This is a genomic window from Actinomadura chokoriensis, from assembly GCF_039529475.1.
Lineage (GTDB): Bacteria > Actinomycetota > Actinomycetes > Streptosporangiales > Streptosporangiaceae > Spirillospora > Spirillospora bangladeshensis.
The window spans coordinates 75,546-99,281 of sequence record NZ_BAAAMW010000014.1 but is presented as its reverse complement, the minus strand read 5'-3'; the positions used below and the strand labels follow the sequence as shown (position 1 = coordinate 99,281).

Here is a 23,736-nt window from a genome sequence, read left to right as displayed (position 1 = left end):
ATTCCGTGCTGTCACTCGTCCTGCCCAAGGGGTCGCTGGAGAAGGCGACCATGCAGCTGTTCGACGCCGCCGACCTCACCGTCCAGCGCTCGTCGGACCGCGACTACCGCGCCTCCATCGACGACCCGCGCATCGACCGGGTCCGGGTCCTGCGCCCGCAGGAGATCCCGACCTACCTGGAGCAGGGGCTGTTCGACCTCGGCATCACCGGCCGCGACTGGATCACCGAGACCGACGCCGACGTCGTCAGCCTCGGCGAGCTGAAGTACTCCAAGGCGACCGCCAACCCGGTCCGCGTGATCATGGCGGTGCCGGACGGCGCGCCGTGGCAGTCGGTGGCCGACCTGCCGGAGGGCGTCCGGATCTCCACCGAGTTCCCGGCGCTGACCAAGCGGTTCCTCGACCAGCACGGCGTGAAGGCCACGGTCGTCCCGTCCTACGGCGCGACCGAGGCGAAGGTGCCCGACATCGTGGACGCGATCGTCGACCTCACCGAGACCGGCTCGTCGCTGCGCAAGAACGGCCTGCGCATCCTCGACACGCTCCTGACCAGCTACACCGAGCTGGTCGCGAACCGGGACGCCTACGAGAACGCCGAGAAGCGCGCCGCCATGGAGGACATCTCCCTCCTGCTGCAGGGCGTGATCCGCGCGCGCGGCAAGGTGCTGCTGAAGCTGAACGTCGCGCAGGCCGACCTGCGGAAGGTCCTCGACATCATGCCCGCGATGGCGTCCCCGACGGTCACCTCGCTCGCCGGCGGCGAGTCGAACGCCGTCGAGTCCGTCGTCGCCAAGCGCGGCGTCAACACGCTGATCCCGGCCCTGAAGGCGGCCGGCGCCCACGACATCCTCGAGATCCCCATCACGAAGATCGTTGGCTGAGACACCGGCCCTGCCGACCGTGTGGCGTCCCCGCACCACCCGGATCGTGGCCTACACCACGGCGGGCGTGGTCGTCCTCGGCCTGATCGCGCTCGCCGTGGTGGTGCCGGAGCAGTACAAGACGTTCGACCGGGTGCTGATGGTCGGCTTCGGCGCGGCCGTGGCGTGGATCCTGCACATGCTCGCCCGCTGCCGCGTCACCGCCGACGAGTCCGGCGTCACCGTCGTGAACGCCTTCAAGACCCGCCGCCTCGAATGGCCGGAGATCCTGGACGTCAGCATGACGGTCGGCGACCCCTGGCCCACCCTCGACCTGTCGGACGGCACGTCCATCGGCGCCATGGGCATCAACGGCGCCGAGAAGGCCCTCGCCGCCCGCCAGCTGTCCGAGCTCCAAGCCCTCCTGCGCACCCGAGGCGAAGCCCCCGACCCCGTCTGACCCCCGGATCTCACAGGGCGGTGAAGAGGGTGAAGGTGCCGGCGCCGATGAGGGCGACGGCCCAGACGCGGTCGAGGTTGAACCAGGCGCGGCGCAGGATCGCCAGGCCGACGATCTCGTAGACGAGCACCGCGATGACGCCCGCGACGACGAACATCGCGAGGGTGTGCACCGCGGTGACGAAGATGCCGGTCGACAGGGCGCTGCCGGACGACGACGTCAGCCCGTGGTCGTGGTGCGCCGGGGCCGTCCCCGAGGCCGTGAGCACGGGCAGCAGCATCAGCCCGGCGCCGTGCATCGACGACATCAGGAACGACCAGCCGGCGAGCTGCCACAGCGAGATCCGCATGCCGACCCAGCGGAAGTGCCGCTGCGCCAGCAGGTGCCAGAAGCCGAACCCGACGAGCACGGCGCCGCCGCCGATCGCGACCGCCTGCGTCGCGACCACCGAGCGGGTGAGCGCGATGAGGACCGCGACGGCGCCGACCGACGCCGCATGGCCCGCGGCGATCGCCGGGAGCGACTGCAGGACGAGTTTCCTGCTGCGCTCCTGGAGGCCGCGGGCCACCGCGAACAGCCACCCCATCGCGGGGTTGAGGCCGTGGAAGGCCCCGAGCGCCACCAGAGCGGCGAGCGAGCCGTCGTTCACGGGTAGCAGTAGGAGTCAGAGGAGGCGTCGCCGCCCTGCAGGCGGGTCTGGTGCGGGCGGCGGCCGCGGAAGGCGTCGCCGTTGGGGAAGAAGCGCTCGTCGACGGAGAAGCCGCCGGGGGTGGAGTCGAGCTTCGCCATCCACGCGCCGACGCCGTCCGGGTAGAACTGGTCGTCCCAGGAGCCGTAGAGCGAGTTGGTGACGTAGACGCGCTTCCCGTCGCGGCTGATCTCCACCATCTGCGGGCCGCCCGCGAGCGGACGGTCGGGTGCGGCGGGGTGCGGCGTCTTGTCGACGATGCCGCCGATGCGGACCGAGCCCGCCTCGACCGGGTTGAACGGGTCGCTGACGTTGTAGCGCTTCAGCTCGCCGGTGCCCCAGCACGACACGTACAGCCACTGGTCGTCCACCGACAGGTCGATGTCGGTGACGAGCGGCGGCACCGCGCCGAACGGCCGGATCACCGGGGGCAGGGCGGAGGCGTCGGCGGGCTCGGCGGGAATGGTGATGACCTTCGTCGCCGCCCACGCGTCGCCGTCGCGGTGCCACACCCAGACGGACGCCGACAGATCCTCGACGCTGACGACCACGCCGGCGAACCCGTACAGCTTGGTCGGGTCGTGCGCCGGGCGCAGTTCCAGGACCATCTGGTGCTCGTCGCCGAGGTCGACGGTCTGGACGTGCTTGCGCTTGCGCAGGTCGAAGAAGTTCAGCGAGTGCCCGTACTTGCGTCCGAGGAGGAGTTCGCCGACGACGCCGTCCTCCACCATGGAGGGCGTGCCCCACTCCGACGTGATGAGGACGTCGTGTGCGATGTGCCACCACGCGTCGTAGGCGAAGTACTGCGGCCCCCGGTCGACCTCCCAGCGCCCGAGGACGTCGAACGAGGTGTGGTCGAGCAGCGCGATGCCGCCCGGCCCGTCCTCACCGCCGGCCCCGCCGAGCGCCGTCAGGTAGAGCCCCTCGGGCCCGCAGTGGACGGTGTGCGGCCGCGAGTACCCGGCGCGCTTGGCCAGCTCGTCCGGCTCCAGCACCTTGACGATCTTGGGCGCGGTCGGGTCGTCCTTGGTGTCGATCACGTACACCCGCGACGACCGCAGCCCCGGCACGATCAGGTACCGGCGCTCGACGTGCGGGTGCGGCGAGCCGGGGCACAGCGCGCTGCTGCACGCGTTCCACCCGAAGTGGTGCAGCTCGTCGCCGAGGTAGGGCAGGTCGGTCCAGCCCACGACCGAGCCGTAGGAGCCGGAGCCCGGGTCCACGTCTAAGACCGCGATCGCGTCCGGCTTCTCGGCCGCGCGGTCGAACGCCGCCACGTACGCGAGCTTCTCCGCCGGGGCGGAGGCCGCGTCGCGCGGGGACGCGTAGAAGGTCGGGTCCGGCTTCCACAATGCCATGATCGTCCTTTCAGGTGAGGGTGACCGGGTGCCGTACGACGGCGCCGAACAGGTAGCCGAGGGTGTTGTAGGGGGCGGTGAGGGGCTGGGACGCGCCGGTCTCGTCGGTCGCCCGCGCCAGCAGCTCGTGGCGTCCGGCCGCCCGCGGCGCCCACGGGAACTCCCAGCGGACCCAGCCGCGCGGGTTCGGGTGGCGGTCCAGCAGCCGGGCGGGTCGCCAGGTTCCGCCGCCGTCCACGCTGACCTCGACGCGCCGGATCCGGCCGCCGCCCGACCACGACCGGCCGTGCAGGACGTGCGGACGGGCCGGCAGCGCCGCGTCCCACGCCAGTTCGAAGGCGGACTTGACGTTCGTCCGCGTCAGCGGAGCCGAGCCTTCGTCCGGATAGCCGGGCCCGAAGAGCCGGTAGAAGCGGGTGTTCCACGGCGAGTACAGCGGTTCGGCCGCCACCTGGATGTCGCCGAGCCACTTGATGGACGCGATGCCCGTCCACGACGGCACGACCAGCCGGACGGGATGCCCGTGGTCGGGCGGCAGGGGAGCGCCGTTCATCTCGTAGGCGAGCAGGACGTCCTTCATCGCCTTGGCGACGGGAAGGGGGCGCCGCACGCGGCCGAGGTTCTCTCCCTTGTCCACGTACTCAGCGTCCAGCCCGCGCGGCAGGATGTCCACGGCCGAACGGGTTACACCTGCGAGCCTCAGCACGGTCGACAGCCGGACGCCGCGCCACCGCGCGACGCCCACCGCGCCCAGCCTCCACGGCGTGCCGGAGACCTGCTGCCCCTGCTGGGACGTGTAGAACCCGCGCCCGTTGCCGGTGCACTCGATGAACGCCGTGACCGTTTCGGCGGGGAGCCGGCGCAGGCGGTCGTAGGTGAACTCGACCGCGCGGTCCTCTCCGGGGGAGCCGCGCAGCCCGCTGCCCCAGATCCTGAGCCGCCACGTGCGGGCGTCGATGAGCGGAGTGGCGACGTGGTTGCGGACGAAGAACCGGTCGGCCGGGGTGAGGAGGCCCTGGCCGCGCATGGCCTCCCACCGCATCTCGGCGTTGGTGCCGTGCGGGATGAGCAGTTCGGGCGGCAGCGGCTTGACGATGCCCGAGGCGGCGTCGGCCGCGGCGCCGGCAGCGGCGGTGCCGAGGCCCGCGCCGAGCCCGGTTCCGAGCCCCGCACCGAGTCCGGCGCCCGCCGACAGGCGTAGCATGGCCCGCCGGGACAGTGAGCGGACGCGCTGGTAGGTCGCCTCGTCGGTCAGGTCGGGGTCCTCGCGGTCACCGGGTCGCATGCTCCGATGCTCCTCAGTCACGATCAAAAAGTCACCTTTCCCTACCTGTTTAGCATATTTTTTCGCGGCCCGGAGGAACCGCGAAAACGCAAGGGGGACCGGGCATGTGAGTTGCGTCTCGCGCCGAGTAGCCTCAGAGCCGTGGGGGAGACGGCGCCGATGACCACGGAGACGACCACGGACCAGCTCGGATCGCCCGCGGACCTCGCGGGCCTGCTCGACCGGCACGCCTACCTGTGCGACGAGGGCCTCGCGACGGCGTGCTTCCTCGCGCTGCGCATGGGCAGGCCGTTGTTCCTGGAGGGCGAGGCCGGCGTCGGCAAGACCGAGCTCGCCAAAACGCTCGCGCGCGGGCTCGGCGCGCCGCTGATCCGGCTGCAGTGCTACGAGGGCCTCGACGCGTCCCAGGCCCTCTACGACTGGGACTTCCCGCGCCAGCTGCTGCACCTGCGCGCCGCCGAGGCGGCCGGGGTGAACGACGTGTCCCGCCTGGAGGGCGAGCTGTACGACCGGCGGTTCCTGCTGGCCCGGCCGCTGCTCCGGGCGCTGGAGACCTCGCCGAGCGTCCTGCTGGTGGACGAGCTCGACCGCGCCGACGACGAGTTCGAGGCGTTCCTGCTGGAGGTCCTCAGCGACTTCACGATCACCGTGCCGGAGCTCGGCACGATCCGGGCGGAGCGCCCGCCGGTCGTCGTGGTCACCTCCAACCGCACCCGCGAGGTCCACGACGCGCTCAAGCGGCGCTGCCTGTACCACTGGCTGGAGCACCCGTCGTTCGACCGGGAGGTCGCGATCATCCGGCGGCGGCTGCCCGGCGCGGCCGAGCGGCTCGCCGGGCAGGTCGCCCGCGCCGCGCAGCGGATGCGCGAGACCGACCTGCTGAAGCCGCCCGGCGTCGCCGAGACCCTCGACTGGACCGAGGCGCTGGTCGCCCTCGGCCTCCGCGAGCTCGACCCGGCGGCCGCCGCGCTGACGCTCGGCGCCGTGCTCAAGTACCGCGAGGACCAGCAGCGCGTCCTCGGCGCCGGGCTGGAAGCCCTGCTCAACGGGGGATGAGCGGTGGAGCGGGACGTCACCGAGACGATGGTCGGGTTCGCCCGGACGCTGCGCGCGGCGGGCGGCGCCGCCGATCCCGAGCGCGTCCAGGCGCTGCTGGCGGCGCTCGACCACCTCGACGTCCTCGACCCGAACGACGTGTACTGGGCCGGGCGGCTGACACTGTGCGCCGACCCCGACGACCTCGCCCGCTATGACCGGTGCTTCGCCGCGTACTTCTCCGGCGCGACCGCGCGGACGGGACGCAGGCCGCCGCCCGTCGTCGTCCGCCGGATCACCATGCCCGACCCGGGCGCGCAGGCCGGGAGCGAGGAGGCCGGGGAGCTGAAGGCGGCCACCGCCAGCGAGGTCGAGGTGCTGCGCGACCGCGACCTGGCGCGGCTGACCGCCGCCGAGCGCGCCGAGGTCGCCCGGCTGATCGCCGTGCTCGACGCGAGCGCGGAGCAGCGCCGGTCGCGCCGGTTCACCCCGGCGTCGGCGGGCCGGCTCGATCCCGCGCGGACGGTCCGCGAGACGCTGCGGCGCGGCGGCGAGATGTCCCTGCTGCGGCACCGCGCGCACCGCACCCGGCCCCGCCGCGCCGTCCTGATCGTGGACGTCAGCGGGTCGATGAGCCCGTACGCCGACGCGCTGCTGCGGTTCGCGCACGCCGCCGCCCGGTCGGGCGGGCGCGACGTGGAGGTCTTCAGCGCCGGGACGCGCCTCACCCGCCTCACCCGCGAGCTGCGGCACCGCGACCCGGACGCGGCGATGGCCGCGGCGACCGCCGCCATCCCCGACTGGAGCGGCGGCACCCGCCTCGGCGAGGAGCTGAAGGAGTTCCTCGACCGGTTCGGGCAGCGCGGCCTCGCCCGCGGCGCGATCGTCGTGATCGCCTCGGACGGCTGGGAGCGCGGCGACGCGGCCCTGCTCGGCGAGCAGATGGCGCGGCTGCACCGGCTCGCGCACCGGGTCGTGTGGGCGAACCCGCACAAGGCGCGGCCCGGCTACGAGCCGCTCACCGCCGGGATGGCGGCGGCGCTGCCGCACGTCGACGACTTCACCTCCGGCCACAGCCTCGCGGCACTGGAGGAGCTGGCCCGCATCGTCGCGGGCACCGCTGGAAAGGGGAGCGCTCATGCGTGACGTCCTCGGCGACATCGCCGGCTGGTACGCGTCCGGGGAGACCTTCGGGCTCGCGACCGTCGTGCACACCTTCCGGAGCGCGCCGCGGCCGCCGGGCGCGGCGATGGCGGTGTCGGCCGGCGGGGAGGTGTCGGGCAGCGTGTCGGGCGGCTGCGTGGAGGGCGCCGTCTACGAGCTGGCGCAGTCGGTGCTGGAGACGGGCGAGCCGGTCGTCCAGCGGTACGGGGTGAGCGACGACGACGCGTTCTCCGTCGGCCTCACCTGCGGCGGCATCCTGGACGTCCTGGTGGAGCCGGTCGGCCCCGCGACGTTCCCCGAGTTCGCCGAGGTCGCGGACGCGATCGGGCGGCACGAGCCGGTCGCCGTCGCCACCGTCATCGCCGGCCCCGGCCGGATCGGCGCCCGCCGCGTGGTCTGGGCCGACCGCGCCTCCGGCTCCCTCGCCCCCGGCGAGCCGCACGCCGAGCGCCTCGACGCCGCCGTCGACGACGACGCGCGCGGCATGCTCGCGCAGGGCATCACCGGCCAGCGCCACTACGGGCCCGAGGGGGAGCGGCGCCTGGACGACCTGACCGTGTTCGTCCACTCGTTCGCGCCGCCGCCGAAGCTGCTGGTGTTCGGCGCCATCGACTTCGCCGCCGCCGTCGCCCGCGTCGGCAAGTTCCTCGGCTACCGCGTGACGGTGTGCGACGCGCGGCCGGTGTTCGCGACGCCGAAGCGGTTCCCCGAGGCCGACGAGGTCGTGGTGAAGTGGCCGCACAAGTTCCTGGAGGAGGAGCGCGGCGCCATCGACGAGCGCACCGCGATCTGCGTGCTGACCCACGATCCGAAGTTCGACGTGCCGCTGCTGGAGGTGGCGCTGCGCACCGACGCCGGCTACATCGGCGCGATGGGGTCGCGCCGCACCCACGACGACCGGCTCGCCCGGCTGCGCGAGGCGGGCCTGACGGCCGCCGAGCTGGGCCGGCTGCGCTCCCCGATCGGCCTCGACCTCGGCGCCCGGACGCCGGAGGAGACCGCGGTGTCGATCGCGGCGGAGCTCGTGCAGCTCCGCTGGGGCGGGTCGGGGCGCCCGCTCACCGACACCAGCGGCAGGATCCACGCCGAAGCGCCCTGACCTTCCACGCCGGGGCGCCCGGCCGCACTACCCTCGCGGGATGACGTTGCACGGTGCGGTGGCCCCGGCCGGCCTGCTGCTCGCGGCGGGCGAGGGCAGCCGGCTCGGGCGCCCGAAGGCGACCCTGGAGCTGGACGGTGAGCGCCTCGTCGACCGGGGCGTCCGGACCCTGCGGGACGGCGGCTGCTCGCCGGTCCTGGTGGTGGCGGGCGCCGCGCAGATCGAGGTCATCGGCGCCGTCGTCGTCCCGAACCCCGGCTGGCGGGACGGCATGGGCTCCTCGCTGCGCGCCGGCCTGGCCGCGCTGCCGCCCGCCTGCCCCGCCGTGGTGATCGCGCTCGTCGACCAGCCGCTGGTCACCCCGGCCGCCGTGGCGCGCCTGATCGCCGCCTACGGGGCGGGCGCGGGCATCGCCGTCGCCACCTACGGGAGAGCGCGCCGCAACCCCGTTCTCCTGCGCGCCGAGCACTTCGCGGGCGTCGCCGAGGCCGCGACCGGCGACCAGGGAGCACGCGGCTACCTGCGCGCCCACCCCGACCTGGTCACACCGGTCCCGTGCGACGACGTCGCCGCGCCGGACGACATCGACACCCCCGGCGACCTGGACGCCTTCAACCGCCGCGAGCCTCGGTGACGGCGCGCTCGTAGGCGAGCAGCGTGTCGATGAACATCTTGCGCTGATCCGGCGCGAGCGGTTCCAGGGCGGCCCGCCAGGCGCCCGCGCCCTGGCCGAGCCGGCCGTTGACGGCGGGCAGGTGCGCGTCCGCGACGCTGACGATCGTGCGGCGCCGGTCGTCCGGGTCCTCGCGGCGTTCGAGGATGCCCTGCCGGCTGAGGTCGCCGACCATCAGGCCGACCGTGGCGGGCGCGACCTCCAGCCGCCCGGCCAGCGCGTTCACGGTCATCGGCCCGTCGAACAGCAGGTAGGCCAGCAGCGACAGGTGCCGCGGCGCGAGGTCGAAGGACGCCAGCTCGGCGGGCACCCTGATCTTCTTCGCGGCGGAGACCAGCCGCGGCACACCACACCGCTCGGCTCCATGGCGGACGGCGTCCGCGCTGGGCTCGACCGGATGACCGCCGATCTCGACGCGCACTTCGCCTACGAGGAGGAGCAGCTCGGCGCCGTCCTCGACGTGGTCGTCCCGCTGTGGCGGAAGGGTTAGGACGCGGGCAGGACGCTCTCGTCCAGGGCGCCGCAGTCGACCGCGCGGCGGAGCCGGGCCGTGAGCGCCTTCACGGTGGCGGGCTCGTCGAGGAAGCCGCTCGCGTCGCCCGCCGCCTGCTCGTGCCACGCCCGGACCCGCCCGATGACCTCGTCGGCGCCGGTCAGGTGGAACGCGTACACGGCGGCGTACCGGCTCGGCAGGTGCGCGGGGTGCAGGTCCCAGCCCTGGTAGAAGCCGTGCGCGAGGGAGTGGCGGACGTGCGCCGCGTGCACCGCCCACGCCGCGTTGACCTCGTCGGGGCCGTCGTTGCGCGGGATGACGTTGGTGGAGCCGTCCGACAGCCGCACGCCGGTCCCGGCGAGGGACACCTGCATGAGGTGCCGGGCGAAGTCGCACGCCGGGTGGTCGAGCCGCTGCTCGTGCGGCGGCAGCCCCAGCGCGGCGGTGTAGTCGAACACGCCGAAGTGGGCGGCGGTGATGCGGCCCTGCGCGGCGTCCACCAGCGGGCCGAGCCCGACCCGCTGCTCGGCGTGGTCGATCAGCGACTGCGGCGTCTCGACCTGGATCTCGAACCGCAGGATGCCCTGCGGCAGCCCCAGCGAGGTCTCCAGGCGGTCGAGGAACTCGGTGAACAGCCGGACGTGCTCGACGCTCACCACCTTCGGGAAGGTGATCGTGAACCCGCCGGGCAGCCGCCCGAGCCGGTCGCGGAGCGCGGTCAGGAAGCCGTCGAGGGTCCGCATGGCGCGCTCGTGCCCGCCGTCGGCGAACGACTTCACCCGCAGCCCCCAGTAGTGGGGGAGGCCCTTCACCCGGTAGGCGGCGGCGACGGCCTCGACGACCTGCTCGACGTGCGCGTCCTCCTCGGCGTCGCCGCGCACGCCGTAGCCGTCCTCGAAGTCGATCCGGACGTCCTCGACCGGCTCGTTCGCGAGCTTCCCCGCGACCCGCGCGCGCACCGGCTCGGCCAGCTCCGGGTCGAGCCCGAACGCGGCGCCGAACGACCCCGCGCCCGGCGTGTGGGTGTTCAGCAGCCGCAGCGCCTCGGCCCCGAACTCGGCGGGCGTCGAGCGGGAGAACCGGTCGGCGGGCACGTACACGGTGTGCACCGGCTGCCGGCCCTCCGCGCCGCCGGGGAAGCGCTCGCCGTGCGCGTCACGGGCGGCGGCGATGCGCGCGGACAGGTCGTCGAACGAGGACACACTGAGGTTCACCCGGCAATGATCCCCCAACCGCCGCCCGTCGGGGAACCGGTCCGGACCGACCGGATCAGGCGCCCGCGACGATGCCCCACGTCCCGGTGAACTCGGCGCCGGGTTCCAGATGGACGAGGCCCTCACCGGAGACGAAGGCGTTCGGCGGGCAGGTCATCGGCTCGACCCCCAGCCCCTCGCGCGGGACGGGGGTGGCGTCGGCGGTGTAGATCTCCATCCACGGGTGCGCCTCGTCGGCCCAGAGGCGGACCGTCCGGCCGCCGCCGGACAGGACCACCCAGACGCGGCCGTCGCCGTCGCGGTTCAGGTCGGCGAACGCGTTGTCGATCTGCCGGTCGCTGAGCAGCGGGCCCGTGCGCAGGTCGTACTTGGTGCCCGTGACGTCCTCGGACGGCCCGGACGGGACCATCCGGTCGTTCACCGGGACGTACCGGTCGGCGAGCAGGTGGACCGTGCAGGCGTCGATGGGCTCCCCGACCGTCAGGTACGGGTGCGCGCCGTGCCCGTAGGGCGCCGTCCTCGACCCGGGGTTGCGGACGCTCATCCGCACCCGCAGGCCCTCGGACGCGTCGAGGGAGTACTCGGCCTCCAGGTCGAGGCGGAACGGGTAGCCGCCCGTCGCGAGCAGGCGGTGGGTGAGCCGCACCCGGTCCGGCTCATGCTCGGCGGCCTTCCACGAGGCCCACCGGACCAGGCCGTGGATCGCGCAGTCGCGGGCGGGCTCGGACACGTCCAGCTGGTGCTCGGCGCCGCCGTAGGAGTAGCGGCCGCGGTCGACGCGGTTCGGCCACGGGATCAGCAGGTGCCCGAACGCGGCCGGCGCGGGCTCGTCCGCGCCGTGCGACAGCACCAGCGGGCGGCCCTCGTGGGTCAGCTCGCGCAGGCTCGCGCCCGACTCGGTGACGACGGCCTGGTACGGCCCGGCGCTCAGGGCGTACTGCTCCCCGGTGATCGACTCGCTCATGCCCGGGACGCTACCCCCTGGCGGCACCGCTACGCGATCTCCGCGAGGGCGTGCAGGGCGTCGGTGAACACGGTCGGCGGGGGTTCGACGAGGCCGGCGCCGACCTGGCCGGTGCCCGCCTCGCGGCCCGCGATGCCGGTGTCGATGACGGGCAGGATCCCGGTGCGGACGACGCGGGTCACGTCGACGCCGACCGGGGTGCCCCGGAACGACAGCAGCGGGATCTGCAGGGACGGGTGCTCGGCGAGGGTGATCTCGTACATGCGCTGCGTCGCGGCGACCGCGTCGGGGACCTCGCCGCCGACGAACCGGACGATCGCGGGCGCGGCGGCGAGCGCGAACCCGCCCGTCCCGGCCGTCTCGGTGATCGCCGAGTCGCCGATGTCGGGGTTGGCGTCGTCCGGGCCGTAGTCGCCGAGGTAGAGGCCGTCCGGGACGCCGGCGGGGGCGGTGAACCAGCGGTCGCCCGTGCCCGACACCTGGATGCCGAAGTCGGTGCCGTTGCGGGCCATCGCCACGACGAGGCTCGACCCGGGGACGTTCCGGGCCGCGTCCGCGCACGCCTTCGCCGCCGCCATGCCCGCGTTCAGGAAGAAGTGGTCGTTGCCCGCCGCGAACCGCAGCGCCTCGGCGGCCTGGTCGCGGGGGACGTCCTCGGCGGCGGCCAGGTCGGGCGCCAGCTCGCGCAGCAGCAGCGACGTCGCGGCCCGGTTCCGGTTGTGCAGCTCGTCGCCCATCTGCAGCGCCTGCGCGATGACCGACATCAGGTCGAGGGGCCCGTGCCGCCGGACGGCCGCTCGCAGCGCCGGGCCGAGCACCTCGCCCATCCACGTCAGCCGCTCGATCACCTCCGGCCCGTACGCCCCGTACCGCAGCACCTTCCCGAGCCCCTCGTTGAGGGAGCAGTACGACGTGCCGCCGTGCTCGGCGTCCTCGACCACGAACATCCACATCGACGGGCTGACGACGCCCGCCATCGGGCCGACGGTCGCGTGGTGGTGGCACGGCTCCAGCACCGCCGCCCCGCGCTCCAGCGCGTGCCGGGCGCCGAGCGGCGTCTCCGCGAGCCCCTCCAGGAGCATCGCGCCGATGAGCGCGCCCTGCATCGGGCCGGACGCGCGGTCCCACTCCAGCGGCGGGCCCGCGTGCAGGAACGTCCCGGGCTCCAGGCCGAGGACGTCCCGCGCCGGGCGGACGTCTACCAGGTGGGGGTGGGCCGTCAGCATGCGCCGCACGGCGCGGGCGTTGGCGTCGGCGTGGCCGGGGTCGCCGAGGACCGCCGCGAGCGCCGCCTCCGTCCCGGCCGGTGGCGGCCGCCAGTCGACGGCCTCCACCGGGACGGCCTGGTCGGTGAGCGCCTCGGCCAGCACCTCCACCCCGGCGGTGACCACCCTCGGTTCGCGGGACAGCAGCCCGCCCAGCCGCTGATCGGTCATGCCGAAGCCCCTTCCGCCATCCGCAGGGCGTGCCGCGTCGCCTGCGCGTTGGAGCAGAACACGTCGGCGCCCGCCGCGCACAGCGCCGCGGCCTGCCGGTCCCGGTCCTGCGGGTCGGCGGGCGTCCCGCACAGGGACACGACGACCGCGAGGTCCGGGCGGTCGCGCACCGCGCCGGCGATGGCCGGGGCCAGCGCCGCGGCCGGGTCCGGTTCGGCGCCGTGGCCGAGGACCACGTCCAGGAGCAGGACGCCGCAGCCGGGGTCGGCGGCCTCCTCCCGCAGCGCCGCCAGCCGCAGCGTCGGATCGATCATCGGGTGCGCGCGGCCCCGCGTGTAGGCGTCGTCGCCGAAGTCGGTGAGCCGGTGGCCGCGCGCCTCCCCGTCGCGGACGAACACGTCCCAGCCGAGCGCGTCGCGGACGATCATCTCGGCCTCGTCCCGCAGCGTGCCGCCCGCGAACAGCCCGCGCAGTGCCCGCCCCGGCACCGGGGCCGGCCGCCGCGTCGCCGTCCATCGCGGCCACTCGGGGACGGTCCGCCCGAGCGCCGTGAGCACCTTCTCCGCCGCCCGCGTCAGGTCGTCCTCGCCCGGCATCGGCAGCGCGAACACGACCGGCGTGTCCAGCCGGCGGGCCGCCTCCCGGATCAGGTCGAGCACCTGCGGCGCGGGCGGCTTCGACACCAGAACGATCAGCTCGGTGCCCGGGTCGGCGTCCAGCGCGGCGAGCGCGGACAGCGCCGACCGGCCGCTCACCTCCGGCGACAGGTCGCGCCCGCCGACGCCCAGCACATGGCTCACCCCGGCGCCCGCCGCGTCGAGCAGGCACATCAGCTGCTGCGCGCCCGTCCCGGACGCCGCGACGATGCCGACCGGCCCCGGCCGGACCGCGTTCGCGAACCCGAGGCCCGCGCCGCCGACGACCGCCGTCCCGCAGTCGGGGCCCATCACGATCAGGCCGCGCCGCGCCGCCGCCTCCTTCAGCGCGATCTCCTGGCCGAGCGGCACGTTGTCGCTGAAGATCATCACGTTGAGGCCGGCGTCCAGCGCGTCCATCGCCTCCGGGAACACGTGCGGGCCCGGCACCGACAGCAGCGCGACGGTCGCGTCCGCCCGCGCCGCCGCCGACCGGGTCGTGCGCGGCGGCTCCGGCGCGCCGAGCGGACCGCCGCCCGCCGGCGGGCGGGACGCGTCGCGCAGCAGCCCGTCGACGGCCTCGCGCGCCTCGTCGAGCCCGCCGCCGTCCACCCGGATCGCCACGACGAGGTCGTCGGGGCCCGCGCCGTCCGGGACGCCGAACCCCATCCGCGCGAACATCTCCCGGTTCAGCTCGGTGGCCATCGCCACCATCGCCCCCGCGACGCCGGGCCGCTCCGCCAGCTGCCGGCTGACCCGCATGAGCGTGACCGAATCGTGGTAGCCCCCCCGCCGGACCTCGACCCAATCGCTCATGCGTGCCTCCTGTGGGGGGCGGCCCCCCACACCCCCTGGTTCGCTGCGCTCATGCGTGCCTCCTGTGGGGGGCGACCCCCCACACCCCCCGGTTCGCTGCGCTCATGCGGTCGCCCTTGGAGCGGAAAGCACACCCGGCGCCGTCAGGGCCAGGGCGGCGCGGCAGCCGGCGAGGACGCCGTGCGCGAGGTCGGCGCCCGAGGTGTGCCCGACCGACAGCAGCCGCCGGACGGCGCCCTGCCCCGTCCGGCCGGGCGGTTCATGGCCCGCGACGAAGCGCAGCACGGCCGCGACCTCGGCGCCCGCGCCGCCCGCCGCCGCGCAGTGCAGCAGCGTCGCGGCCAGCGCCGTCGTGCGGGTGCCGGCGTCGGCGGTGACGGCGGCGCCGAGCCAGTCGGCCAGCCGCACCGCCGCGTCGCCGTGCCGGACGGCGCCGCCGATCAGCCGCAGCGACACCAGCAGGCCGCACAGGATGTCGTCGCCGGACGGCGTCAGCCCCGGCCCGAGCCCCACGATCCGCTCGGCCGCCTCCACCGCGCCCGCGAGGTCGCCGGCCGCGCAGGCGGCGGCGAGACCGCCCGGGTCCGGGTGCCCGGCCAGGCCGCCGCCCGCCGGTCCGGTGGCGGTGAGCGCGCCGGCCGCGGTCAGCTCGTCCTCCAGCGCGCGGACGCCGCGGGCGAGCGCGGCGGCCTGCATCACGCCGAGCGCCGGGGACGGGTCCCACCAGCGGCGGACGCGCACGGCCAGCCCGTCCGCCTCCACCCGCCCCTCGCCGACGAGGGCGTCCCCGCCCTCCCGGACCGGCCGGAACGGGTGCTCGCGGCGCGTCGCGACGACCACCACCGCGTTGGGCAGCCGCCCGGCGTCGGAGGTGACGACGGCGAGCACGCGCGGCTCGGGGCCGCCCCGCATCTCCAGGTACAGCGCCGACGGGAACACGGCGATGACGCGGGCCGCGCGGCGCGGCGGGTCCAGCAGCGGCCGCAGCGCGAGGCTCGCGGCCCCGGCGGCGGGCGGCCGCCGCCTCGGCCGGGCCTGGAGCGGGATCGGGTCGCGGACGAGTGCGGTCACGGATCCTCCCGAGACCGGTGTCGGTGGCCGCCCGCGGCGCGCGGAAGGCCCGGCCTCCGCGACGACGGTAGAACGGCCCCCGCACCGGACGTATGGAGAAAGCTGCCAAGGATGGTTGTCATCGTTCGTCTTTGTTGTCATTTTTGATCAGGAACCGGTAGCGATCACATCGTCACGGACGATGTACGCACCAAAAGCGAGGTGACCCCTGGCATGAGCTACACCACTGCGGACCCGGGCCCACCGGCCCTCCGGCTCGCGAGTACCGGAACACTGACCTACGGCCTGTCGGTGGGCGAGGTCCTCGGCGTCAGCACCCTGAACGGCGCCCGCCTCATCGCCGGCCGCGCCGGACTCGAGCGCGTCGTCCAGCGGCTCAACGTGATGGAGGTCCCCGACATCCTGTCGTGGGTCAAACCGAACGAGCTGCTCCTCACCACCGGCTACCCCCTGCGCAACACCCCCCAGTCCCTCGACAACCTGGTCGCCGACCTCGACGAGCGCGGCCTCGCGGCGCTCGCCATCAAGCTCGGCCGCTACCTGGACGTCCTGCCCGCCGAGATGATCGCGCAGGCGGACCGGCGCGGCTTCCCCCTGATCCTGCTCCCGAACGACGTCGGCTTCGACGACATCCTGAACCAGGTCCTCACCGACATCCTGAACCGGCAGGCGGCCGTCCTCGCCCGCACCGAGGAGGTGCACCGGGCGCTCGTGCAGATCGTGCTGTGCGGCGGCGGCCTCCAGGAGGTCGTGGACGAGGTCGCGACCCTGCTGGACGTCGCGGTCGTGGTGCTGGACGGCGAGCAGCGCGTGCTCGCCGGCGCCGGGCCCGACGAGCACGTCCAGGCGATGCGCGCGTTCGACGCGGGCCGGCACGCGGCCTGCGGGCGCGGCGGCTGCGGCATCATCGGCGCGCACGGCACCGGCGACCACCTGGTCGTGCCGGTGATGGCGGGCGGATTCGACCACGGCCGGATCGTCGCGTTCAGCCCCGCGGGCACGCTGCGCGGCACCGACCTCGGCATCCTGGAGCGCGCCGCGACCGTCGCCGCGCTCGTGGTGACCAAGCAGCAGGCGGTCGCGGCGGTGGAGAGCAAGTACCGCGCCGACTTCCTGCGCGACATCCTCGCGGGGCGCGCCGGCGGCGACGACCGCGTCGTCGCGCACTGCGGCGGGTTCGGCTGGGACCTGGACCGCCCGATGATGGTGGTCGTCGCCGAGCTGGACGGCCGCCAGCGCGGCGCCGACCCCGACGGCAAGGGCCGCGCGAAGGCCGCCGACCCCGACGGGCGGGGCCGCGGCGCGGAGGAGAGGACCGCGCAGGAGCGGCTCGCCGCGGCGTGGACGACGGCCGTCCGCCGGCACGACCGGGGCGCGGCGGTCGCGAGCTTCGCGCACGAGGTCGTCGCGGTCGTCGGCGCCGACGGCGACGACCCCGCCGAGTGGGCGGCCGGGCCGGTGCAGGCGATGATGAAGGAGGCGTCGTCGATCTTCGCCGAGCACCTGCCGGTGCGGCGGACGTTCTCCACCGGCGTCAGCCGGACGGTGGCGTCCCCCGCGGCGCTGCCCGAGGCGTACGAGCAGGCGGTGAAGGCCGTCCGGGTCGGCCGCCAGCTCAACGGCGCCGGCGCGCGCGCCCACTTCGACCAGCTCGGCGTGTACCGGCTGCTCAGCCTGGTGTCGGATCCGGGGGAGCTGCACGCGTTCGTCCGGGAGACGCTCGGCGACCTCGCCGCCGACGACGAGCCGGAGCTGGTCGACCTGCGCCGCACGCTGCAGGTGCTGCTGGAGACCAACCTCAACGTCGCCGAGACGGCCCGCCGGCTCCACTTCCACTACAACACGCTCCGCTACCGCATCGGGAAGCTGGAGCGGATGCTCGGCGCCTTCACCGAGGACGCGCATCTCCGGCTCAACCTCACCCTCGCCCTTCACGTACTGCGCATGCGCGGTATCTGAGCGTAGTGCACGATGGGTCACACCGGCCGGTGCTCCCAATCGGCGCGGCGGGGGTTTGGCAGATGTCGCCGATGCCCGCCTGCCAGGGTAGATCTACCTTGCCCGCATGAACGCGGTCGGCTGAGCAGGAGGAACCCCTATGGCGATCGGCTGGAAGCTGCACGGTGACGGACGGACGCCGCCGCCAGGGGAGGTCGTCCGCCCGGACGAGCGGCTGTCGTGGCCGCGCACCGCCGGGATCGGCGCCCAGCACGTGGTGGCGATGTTCGGCGCGACGTTCGTGTTCCCGATCGTCATGGGCCTGGACCCGAACCTCGCGATCATGATGTCCGGGGTCGCGACGATCCTGTTCCTGCTGATCGTCGGCGGCCGGGTGCCGAGCTACCTGGGCACCAGCGCCTCCTTCGTCGGCGCGGTCGCGGCGATCCGCGCGGCGGGCGGCGACAGCGCGACCGTGACCGGCGCGATCCTCGTGTCCGGCGCCGTGCTCGCGCTGATCGGCGTGCTCATCCACTTCGCCGGCGCCGAGGTCATCCACCGGGTGTTCCCGCCCGTGGTGACCGGCGCGGTGGTCATGCTCATCGGGTTCAACCTCGCGCCCGTCGTCGCGACCGTCTACTGGCCGCAGGACCAGTGGGTCGCGCTCGCCACGCTCGGCTTCGCCGTGCTCTGCGCGGTGCTGCTGCGCGGGTTCTGGGCGCGCATCACGATCCTGCTGGCGCTGGTCTTCGGCTTCGTCCTTTCGTGGATTCTCGACAACACCGCCGGCCGGATCACGTCAGTCCTCCCCGGCCAGAACCTGCTGGACGGCGCGGGCAAGTCCTGCGCGGCGGAGGGCGCCTACTGCGTCGCCACCGCGTTCCCGCACGACCGGGTCGACTTCGCGGGCGTGAAGGCCGCCGACTGGTTCGGGTTCCCCAGCCTGCACGGGCCCGACTTCAAGACCTCGGCGATCCTGCTGGCGCTGCCCGCGGTCATCGCGCTGATCGCGGAGAACACCGGGCACGTCAAGGCCGTCTCGGCGATGACCGGGGAGGACCTGAACCCCGTCCTCGGCCGCGCGATCACCGCCGACGGCATCGGCACCACCCTCGCCAGCGCGGTCGGCGGCTCGCCGACCACCACCTACGCCGAGAACATCGGCGTCATGGCCGCCACCCGGATCTACTCCACCGCCGCCTACTACGTCGCCGCGGTCGTGGCGATCCTGTTCGGGCTGTGCCCGAAGTTCGGCGCGCTCGTCGCCGCGACGCCGGGCGGCGTGCTCGGCGGTATCACCGTCGTCCTCTACGGGATGATCGGGCTGCTCGGCGCGAAGATCTGGATCGAGAACCGGGTCGACTTCGCCGATCCGGTCAACCTCGTCCCGGTCGCCGCCGCGATCATCCTGGCGATCGGGAACGTGACGCTCCAGATCACCGACGACTTCCCGCTGCAGGGCATCGCGCTCGGCACCATCGCCGTCCTGCTCGGCTACCACGTCCTGAACGTGATGCGCAGACCGGAGGACTACGGCGGCGGCGTCATCGCCCCGGCCGAGGAGGAGATCGGCGGGCCGGTCCGCCCGGCCCCGAACGCGGCCCCCGGCACGGCCCCGAACACGGATGCGGGCTGACGCGTGAAGCCGCCTCCGTTCGGCTACCACGCCCCCGGCACGGTCGGCGAGGCGCTCGACGCGCTCGCCGCCGCGCCGGGCGGCAAGGTCCTCGCGGGCGGGCAGAGCCTCATCCCGCTGCTGAACATGCGGCTCGCCGCGCCGTCCGACCTGGTCGACATCAACCGGATCGGCGAACTGGACACCCTCCACGTCGGGGACGAGGGCGTGCGGGTCGGCGCGCTCGCCCGGCACGCGCGGGTCGAGCGGTCGGCGGAGGCGGCGGCCGTCCAGCCGCTGCTCGGGCGGGCGCTGCGGCACGTCGCGCACCCCGTCATCCGGAACCGGGGGACGGTCGTCGGCAGCCTCGCGCACGCCGACCCCGCCGCCGAGCTGCCCGCCGTGCTCGCCGTCCTCGGCGGGACGGTCGAGGCCGCGTCGGCGGCGGGGCGCCGCACGATCCCGGCCGCCGCGTTCTTCACCGGCCCCCTGGAGTCGGCGCTGGCGCCCGGCGAGCTGGCCGTGTCCGCGTTCTTCCCGGCGGCGCCGCCGCGCACCGGCACCGCGTTCACCGAGACGGCCCGGCGGCACGGCGACTACGCGCTCGCCGGGGTCGCCGCCGTCGTCACCCTCGACGAGGACCTGCGGGTGGCGGCGGCCCGCGCCGGGTACCTGGGCATCGCCGCGACCCCGCTCGTCCTCGACCTCTCCGGCGCCGCCGGCCCGAACGGCGACTGGGCGGCCGCCGCCGCGCACGTCCGCGACCGGATCGACCCCGAACCCGACATCCACGCCGGCGTCGCGTACCGGCGGCACCTGACCGGCGTGCTCACCGAGCGCGCGCTGCGCACGGCGGCGGCCGAGGCGCTGCGGAAGGCGGAGGACTGATGGAGGAGGGCTTCGAGGTCGCGCTGACCGTCAACGGGACGCACCGCACCGCCCGCGTCCCGGCCAGGCGGCTGCTGTCGGACCTGCTCCGGCACGACCTCGGGCTCACCGGCACGCACGTCGGCTGCGAGCACGGCGTCTGCGGCTGCTGCACCGTCCTGCTGGACGGGGAGCCGGTGCGCTCGTGCCTGATGTTCGCCGTCACCGCCGCCGGGCGCGAGGTCACCACCGTCGAGGGGCTCGCCGCCGAGGACGGCACGCCGTCGCCGGTGCAGCGCGCCTTCCGCGAATGCCACGGCCTGCAATGCGGGTTCTGCACGCCCGGTTTCCTCTGCACGGTCACGGCCCTGCTGCGCGAGACGCCGCACCCGACCGAGGACCAGGTCCTGGAGGGCATCTCCGGGAACCTGTGCCGCTGCACCGGCTACCAGAACATCGTCACATCGGTGCACCGCGCCGCCGACCTGCTCGCCGAGGAGTCGTAGATGGGCACGCGCGTGTTCGGTGAACGGGTCGAGCGGCGGGAGGACGAGCGGCTCATCACCGGCCGCGGCCGCTACCTCGACGACCTCGGGCAGAACGCGCTCGCGGCCGCGTTCGTCCGGTCCCCGCACGCGCACGCCCGGATCGCCGACATCGACGTGTCCGGGGCGCTCGACGTGGACGGCCTCGTCGCCATCTACACCCACGAGGACCTCCCCGGCCGGATCGGGGAGCCGCTGCCGCTGCTCATCCCGCACCCCGCGCTGACGCACGGCCGCACCGGGTACCCGCTGGCCCGCGACGTCGTCCGGCACGTCGGCGAGCCCGTCGCGATGGTCGTCGCCCGCGACCGCTACCTCGCCGAGGACGCCGCCGAGCGCATCCGCGTCGAGTACGAGCCGCTGCCCGCCGTCGTCGGCATCGAGGCGGCGGCGCGCGCGGACCACCTCGTCCACGGCGACGTGCCCGGCAACGTCGGGGCCGTCCTCGTCCAGGAGAACGGGGACGCGCGCGCCGCGATCGAGGCGGCGCCGCACGTGCTGGAGTTCGGCCTGTCCATCGAGCGCAGCGCGTCCATGCCGCTGGAGGGCCGCGGCGTCTACGCCCGCTGGGACGCCGACGACGGGTCGCTGCGCGTGTACTCCTCGACGCAGGCGTCCACCAGCGTGCGCGCCGCGATCGCCGCGCGGCTCGGGCTGCCGAACGGCAAGGTCGAGGTGATCGCGCCGGACGTCGGCGGCGGGTTCGGCGTGAAGATCGTCCACCCGTGGCCGGAGGAGATCCTCGTCCCGTGGGCGGCGCGGCTGCTGGACCGCGAGATCAAGTGGACCGAGGACCGCCGCGAGCACTTCGTGTCCGCCGCCCACGAGCGCGGCCAGCTCCAGGACGTCCGGGTCGGGTTCGACGGCGACGGCCGCGTCCTCGGCCTCGACGTCCGGATCCGGCACGACCACGGCGCCTACACCCCGTACGGGATCATCATCCCGATCGTCACGTCCACCCAGCTCCTCGGCCCGTACAAGATCGGCGCGTACCGGGCGGAGGTGACGAGCCTCTACACCAACACGCTCATCGTCACCCCGTACCGGGGCGCGGGCCGCCCGCAGGGCGTGTTCTGCATGGAGCGGACGATGGACCGCATCGCCCGCCACCTCGGCCTCGACCGCGCCGGCGTCCGCGCCGCGAACTTCATCCAGCCCGACGAGTTCCCCTACGACCAGGGCCTCACGTTCCAGGACGGCCGCCCGCTCATCTACGACTCGGGCGACTACCCCGAGCTGCTCGGGAAGGCCAGGGAGCTGATCGGCTGGGACGGGTTCGAGGCCGAGCGCGCCGCCGCCGCGTCCAGGGGCCGCCGCATCGGCATCGGCCTCGGCGTCTACGTCGAGGGCACGGGCGTCGGCCCGTACGAGGGCGGGCACGTCGAGATCGACACCGCCGGGCGCGTGCACGTGTCGACCGGGCTGACCTCGCAGGGCCAGGGCCACGAGACGGTGTTCGCGCAGATCGCCGCCGCCGAGCTCGGCGTCCCGATCGAGGACGTCCACGTCACGACCGGCGACACCCGCAGGTTCGGCTACGCGGTCGGGACGTTCGCGTCCCGCGCCGCCGTGATGAGCGGCAACGCGATCGCGCTCGCCAGCCGGAAGGTCCGCGCCAAGGCGCTGCGCATCGCCGGGGAGGCCCTGGAGGCCGACCCGGACGACCTGGACATCACCGACGGCGTCGTCCACGTGCGCGGCGACCGGTCGGCGGCCGTCCCGCTGCGGACGGTCGCGGTCCTGTCGAACCCGCTGCGGTACGCGTTCGACGCGGAGGCCGCGGCGGCGACGCAGTTCGCGGTGGGCGGGCCGGTGACCGAGCCGCCGGTCGCCTCCGGCGACGAGCCGGGCCTGGAGGGACGCGACTACTACTCGCCGGTCCGGTCGACGTTCGCCGCCGGCGCGCACGCCGCGATCGTCGAGGTCGACCCGGACACCGCCGAGATCGCGATCCTCCGCTACGCCGTCGTCCACGACTGCGGGCGGCTCATCAACCCGATGGTCGTGGAGGGGCAGATCCACGGCGGCGTCGCGCAGGGCGTCGGCGGCGCCCTGTACGAGCGGATGGTCTACGACGAGTCGGGGCAGTTGCTGAACGCGTCGTTCATGGACTTCCTCATGCCGTACGCGACGGAGATCCCGCGCATCGAGACCGACCACCTGGAGACGCCGTCGCCGCTGAACCCGCTCGGCATCAAGGGCGCGGGGGAGGCGGGCGTCATCCCGGTGTCGGCGGTGATCGCGTCGGCCGTGGAGGACGCGGAGGGCGTCCGCGTCGACGCGATGCCGCTCTCCCCGGACGCGCTCTACACGCTCCGGGAGCGGGCGGCGGGCGACCCGTCCCTGCGGGTGCGGGAGGACGCCCGCACCGGCTGAGGCGGCCCGGCGGAGGGCCGGAGAGGTCTGATGCTGGCGGGGTCGGCTCGGGTTGCGGGGGACCTCAACCCCGCCAGCGAGTTGACCCTAGTCGAGCCCTGCCCTGGCCCTGGCCGTAACCGGGATTCCTCCGGGAAGGTCGGGAATCAGCCGTGGGAGGGGGTGTCGGGGGCGTTGCCGCCGAGGGACTTCGGCAGGTAGTTCTCCACGGCCGCGGGCCGGAACCCGGCCTGCCTGATCCAGCCGAGGATCATCTTCAGCTCCCCGGCGAGCCCCTTGCGGTAGTGCATCAGGATGATGTCGCCGGGCTTGAAGCCCTTGCCGCCGTCGCCGCGCGCGAACCCGTTGTAGCCGACGCCGGGCCCGGACGTGCCGTTGTAGAACTCCGCCGACCACAGCAGCACCGACTTGATGCCGCACTCCTTGGCGACCTGCAGGGTCGTCTGGTTGTAGCTGCCGAACGGCGGCCGGAAGATCTCGGGCCGGCGGCCGTACTGGGTCTGGATGGCGTCCGAGGCCCCGCAGATCTGCTTCTTCTGCGCCTCGGCGGGGAGCGTCGCCATGTTGGGGTGGTCGATGGTGTGGTTCTCCATCGGCGAGCCCGCGTTGCGCATCGCCCAGAAGTACTGCCCCTGGCCCTTGATGTAGGTCGAGGTCAGGAACGTCAGGATCGGGACCTTCTCCTTGCGGACCAGGTCCACGAACTCCGAGTCGTAGGTGTAGCCGTCGTCGATGGTGAGGAACACGACGCGGTCCTGGGTCTCGATGCGGCTGATGACCGCGGGCAGGCCATTGGCGGCCGGCTTCGGCATCGTCCAGGAGCCGGGCTTCGGCGTCGCCCACTTCTGGTCGCCGAGCACCGAGGCGAGCTGCGTCCGCATGGACGGGCCCGAATCGCCGGCCTGCGCCGTCACGACGGGCCAGCCGCCCGCCGCCGCGCCGAACACGCCGGCGGCAACCATGGCGATCCAGGGCGTCTTCCCTCGCATCGGCCGCGTACTCCGTTCGGTGGGGGTCTCCGTGTTCCGCATCGGTTGACGCACCGGCCGGGGCCGGGGTTCGCACTCGACCGGAACCTCCGGACATATCTGATCATTTCATCGGGGTCTCCGGGGAGCATCTGCCCAATCCTCGGCGTGTACTC

The 23,736-nt window shown here is 74.4% G+C and carries 21 protein-coding genes; 11 read left to right on the top strand and 10 right to left on the bottom strand.

Annotated features, from left to right (window positions below):
- Positions 1-5 precede the first annotated feature (5 nt).
- Both hisG and ABFX46_RS27155 read left to right on the top strand, forming a co-directional pair.
- Positions 6-881 (top strand): ATP phosphoribosyltransferase, encoded by an 876-nt coding sequence (gene hisG, locus ABFX46_RS27160; protein ID WP_346046354.1) that lies wholly within the window; start codon positions 6-8, stop codon positions 879-881.
- Positions 874-1,320 (top strand): PH domain-containing protein, encoded by a 447-nt coding sequence (locus ABFX46_RS27155; protein WP_346046352.1) that lies wholly within the window; start codon positions 874-876, stop codon positions 1,318-1,320. Before hisG ends, ABFX46_RS27155 begins: the two co-directional genes overlap by 8 nt.
- Positions 1,321-1,330: 10 nt before the next feature.
- Here the strand turns inward: ABFX46_RS27155 and ABFX46_RS27150 are convergent, their stop codons facing one another.
- The 3 genes from ABFX46_RS27150 to ABFX46_RS27140 are packed head-to-tail and all read right to left on the bottom strand — an operon-like array spanning position 1,331 to position 4,651.
- Positions 1,331-1,969: a hypothetical protein gene (locus ABFX46_RS27150; protein ID WP_346046350.1), complete on the bottom strand. Its 639-nt coding sequence runs from the start codon at positions 1,967-1,969 to the stop codon at positions 1,331-1,333.
- Positions 1,966-3,366 (bottom strand): selenium-binding protein SBP56-related protein, encoded by a 1,401-nt coding sequence (locus ABFX46_RS27145; protein ID WP_346046348.1) that lies wholly within the window; start codon positions 3,364-3,366, stop codon positions 1,966-1,968. Before ABFX46_RS27145 ends, ABFX46_RS27150 begins: the two co-directional genes overlap by 4 nt.
- A 10-nt stretch (positions 3,367-3,376) precedes the next feature.
- Positions 3,377-4,651: a sulfite oxidase gene (locus ABFX46_RS27140; RefSeq protein WP_346046346.1), complete on the bottom strand. Its 1,275-nt coding sequence runs from the start codon at positions 4,649-4,651 to the stop codon at positions 3,377-3,379.
- Positions 4,652-4,810: 159 nt separating this feature from the next.
- On the opposite strand from ABFX46_RS27140, the gene ABFX46_RS27135 reads away from it, so the two are divergent.
- From ABFX46_RS27135 to ABFX46_RS27120, 4 genes are read left to right on the top strand one after another with little or no spacing between them, the layout of a single operon-like run.
- Positions 4,811-5,707: an AAA family ATPase gene (locus ABFX46_RS27135; RefSeq protein WP_346046344.1), complete on the top strand. Its 897-nt coding sequence runs from the start codon at positions 4,811-4,813 to the stop codon at positions 5,705-5,707.
- 3 nt (positions 5,708-5,710) lie between these two features.
- Positions 5,711-6,832, top strand: coding sequence for a vWA domain-containing protein (locus tag ABFX46_RS27130; RefSeq protein ID WP_346046342.1), 1,122 nt, complete (start codon positions 5,711-5,713; stop codon positions 6,830-6,832).
- A complete protein-coding gene (locus ABFX46_RS27125) occupies positions 6,825-7,949 on the top strand; it encodes an XdhC family protein (RefSeq protein ID WP_346046340.1) in 1,125 nt (374 codons plus the stop codon). Before ABFX46_RS27130 ends, ABFX46_RS27125 begins: the two co-directional genes overlap by 8 nt.
- Positions 7,950-7,989: 40 nt before the next feature.
- Positions 7,990-8,583 carry a nucleotidyltransferase family protein gene (locus tag ABFX46_RS27120; RefSeq protein WP_346046338.1) on the top strand — a complete coding sequence of 198 codons (594 nt, stop codon included), beginning with the start codon at positions 7,990-7,992 and terminating at the stop codon, positions 8,581-8,583.
- Here ABFX46_RS27120 and ABFX46_RS27115 read toward each other — a convergent pair.
- From ABFX46_RS27115 to ABFX46_RS27090, 6 genes are all read right to left on the bottom strand, one after another.
- Complete coding sequence (locus ABFX46_RS27115) at positions 8,561-8,968, bottom strand: MarR family transcriptional regulator (RefSeq protein ID WP_346046336.1); 408 nt, start codon at positions 8,966-8,968, stop codon at positions 8,561-8,563. The genes ABFX46_RS27120 and ABFX46_RS27115 overlap by 23 nt on opposite strands.
- Before the next feature lie 140 nt (positions 8,969-9,108).
- A complete protein-coding gene (locus ABFX46_RS27110; RefSeq protein WP_346046334.1) occupies positions 9,109-10,329 on the bottom strand; it encodes a DUF6986 family protein in 1,221 nt (406 codons plus the stop codon).
- 55 nt (positions 10,330-10,384) lie between these two features.
- A complete protein-coding gene (locus ABFX46_RS27105) occupies positions 10,385-11,293 on the bottom strand; it encodes an aldose 1-epimerase family protein (RefSeq protein WP_346046332.1) in 909 nt (302 codons plus the stop codon).
- A 29-nt stretch (positions 11,294-11,322) separates the two neighbouring features.
- The gene (locus ABFX46_RS27100) at positions 11,323-12,729 is read right to left on the bottom strand and encodes a YlbE family protein (protein WP_346046330.1); all 1,407 of its coding nucleotides are present in this window, start codon (positions 12,727-12,729) and stop codon (positions 11,323-11,325) included.
- Positions 12,726-14,180, bottom strand: coding sequence for an AllF/FdrA family protein (locus tag ABFX46_RS27095; RefSeq protein WP_346046328.1), 1,455 nt, complete (start codon positions 14,178-14,180; stop codon positions 12,726-12,728). The genes ABFX46_RS27100 and ABFX46_RS27095 overlap by 4 nt, the downstream gene beginning before the upstream one ends.
- A gap of 102 nt (positions 14,181-14,282) precedes the next feature.
- A complete protein-coding gene (locus tag ABFX46_RS27090) occupies positions 14,283-15,251 on the bottom strand; it encodes an oxamate carbamoyltransferase subunit AllH family protein (RefSeq protein ID WP_346046326.1) in 969 nt (322 codons plus the stop codon).
- Positions 15,252-15,464: 213 nt separating this feature from the next.
- Here ABFX46_RS27090 and ABFX46_RS27085 point away from each other — a divergent pair, with 213 nt between their 5' ends.
- The 5 genes from ABFX46_RS27085 to cutA all read left to right on the top strand — a co-directional run bounded on the left by ABFX46_RS27085 (position 15,465) and on the right by cutA (position 22,592).
- On the top strand, positions 15,465-17,210 hold the full coding sequence (locus tag ABFX46_RS27085) for a PucR family transcriptional regulator (RefSeq protein WP_346046324.1): 1,746 nt from the start codon (positions 15,465-15,467) through the stop codon (positions 17,208-17,210).
- Between the two features lie 139 nt (positions 17,211-17,349).
- Entirely contained in the window at positions 17,350-18,825 is a 1,476-nt protein-coding gene (locus ABFX46_RS27080; RefSeq protein WP_346046323.1) for a uracil-xanthine permease family protein, read from the top strand.
- 3 nt (positions 18,826-18,828) lie between these two features.
- Positions 18,829-19,692 carry an FAD binding domain-containing protein gene (locus ABFX46_RS27075; RefSeq protein WP_346046321.1) on the top strand — a complete coding sequence of 288 codons (864 nt, stop codon included), beginning with the start codon at positions 18,829-18,831 and terminating at the stop codon, positions 19,690-19,692.
- Positions 19,692-20,177, top strand: coding sequence for a (2Fe-2S)-binding protein (locus ABFX46_RS27070; RefSeq protein WP_346046320.1), 486 nt, complete (start codon positions 19,692-19,694; stop codon positions 20,175-20,177). The genes ABFX46_RS27075 and ABFX46_RS27070 overlap by 1 nt, the downstream gene beginning before the upstream one ends.
- The gene (gene cutA, locus ABFX46_RS27065) at positions 20,178-22,592 is read left to right on the top strand and encodes an aerobic carbon-monoxide dehydrogenase large subunit (protein ID WP_346046318.1); all 2,415 of its coding nucleotides are present in this window, start codon (positions 20,178-20,180) and stop codon (positions 22,590-22,592) included.
- 146 nt (positions 22,593-22,738) lie between these two features.
- On the opposite strand, the gene ABFX46_RS27060 is transcribed toward cutA, so the two are convergent.
- Positions 22,739-23,581, bottom strand: a complete 843-nt coding sequence (locus ABFX46_RS27060; protein ID WP_346046316.1) for a polysaccharide deacetylase family protein — start codon at positions 23,579-23,581, stop codon at positions 22,739-22,741.
- Positions 23,582-23,736 lie beyond the last annotated feature (155 nt).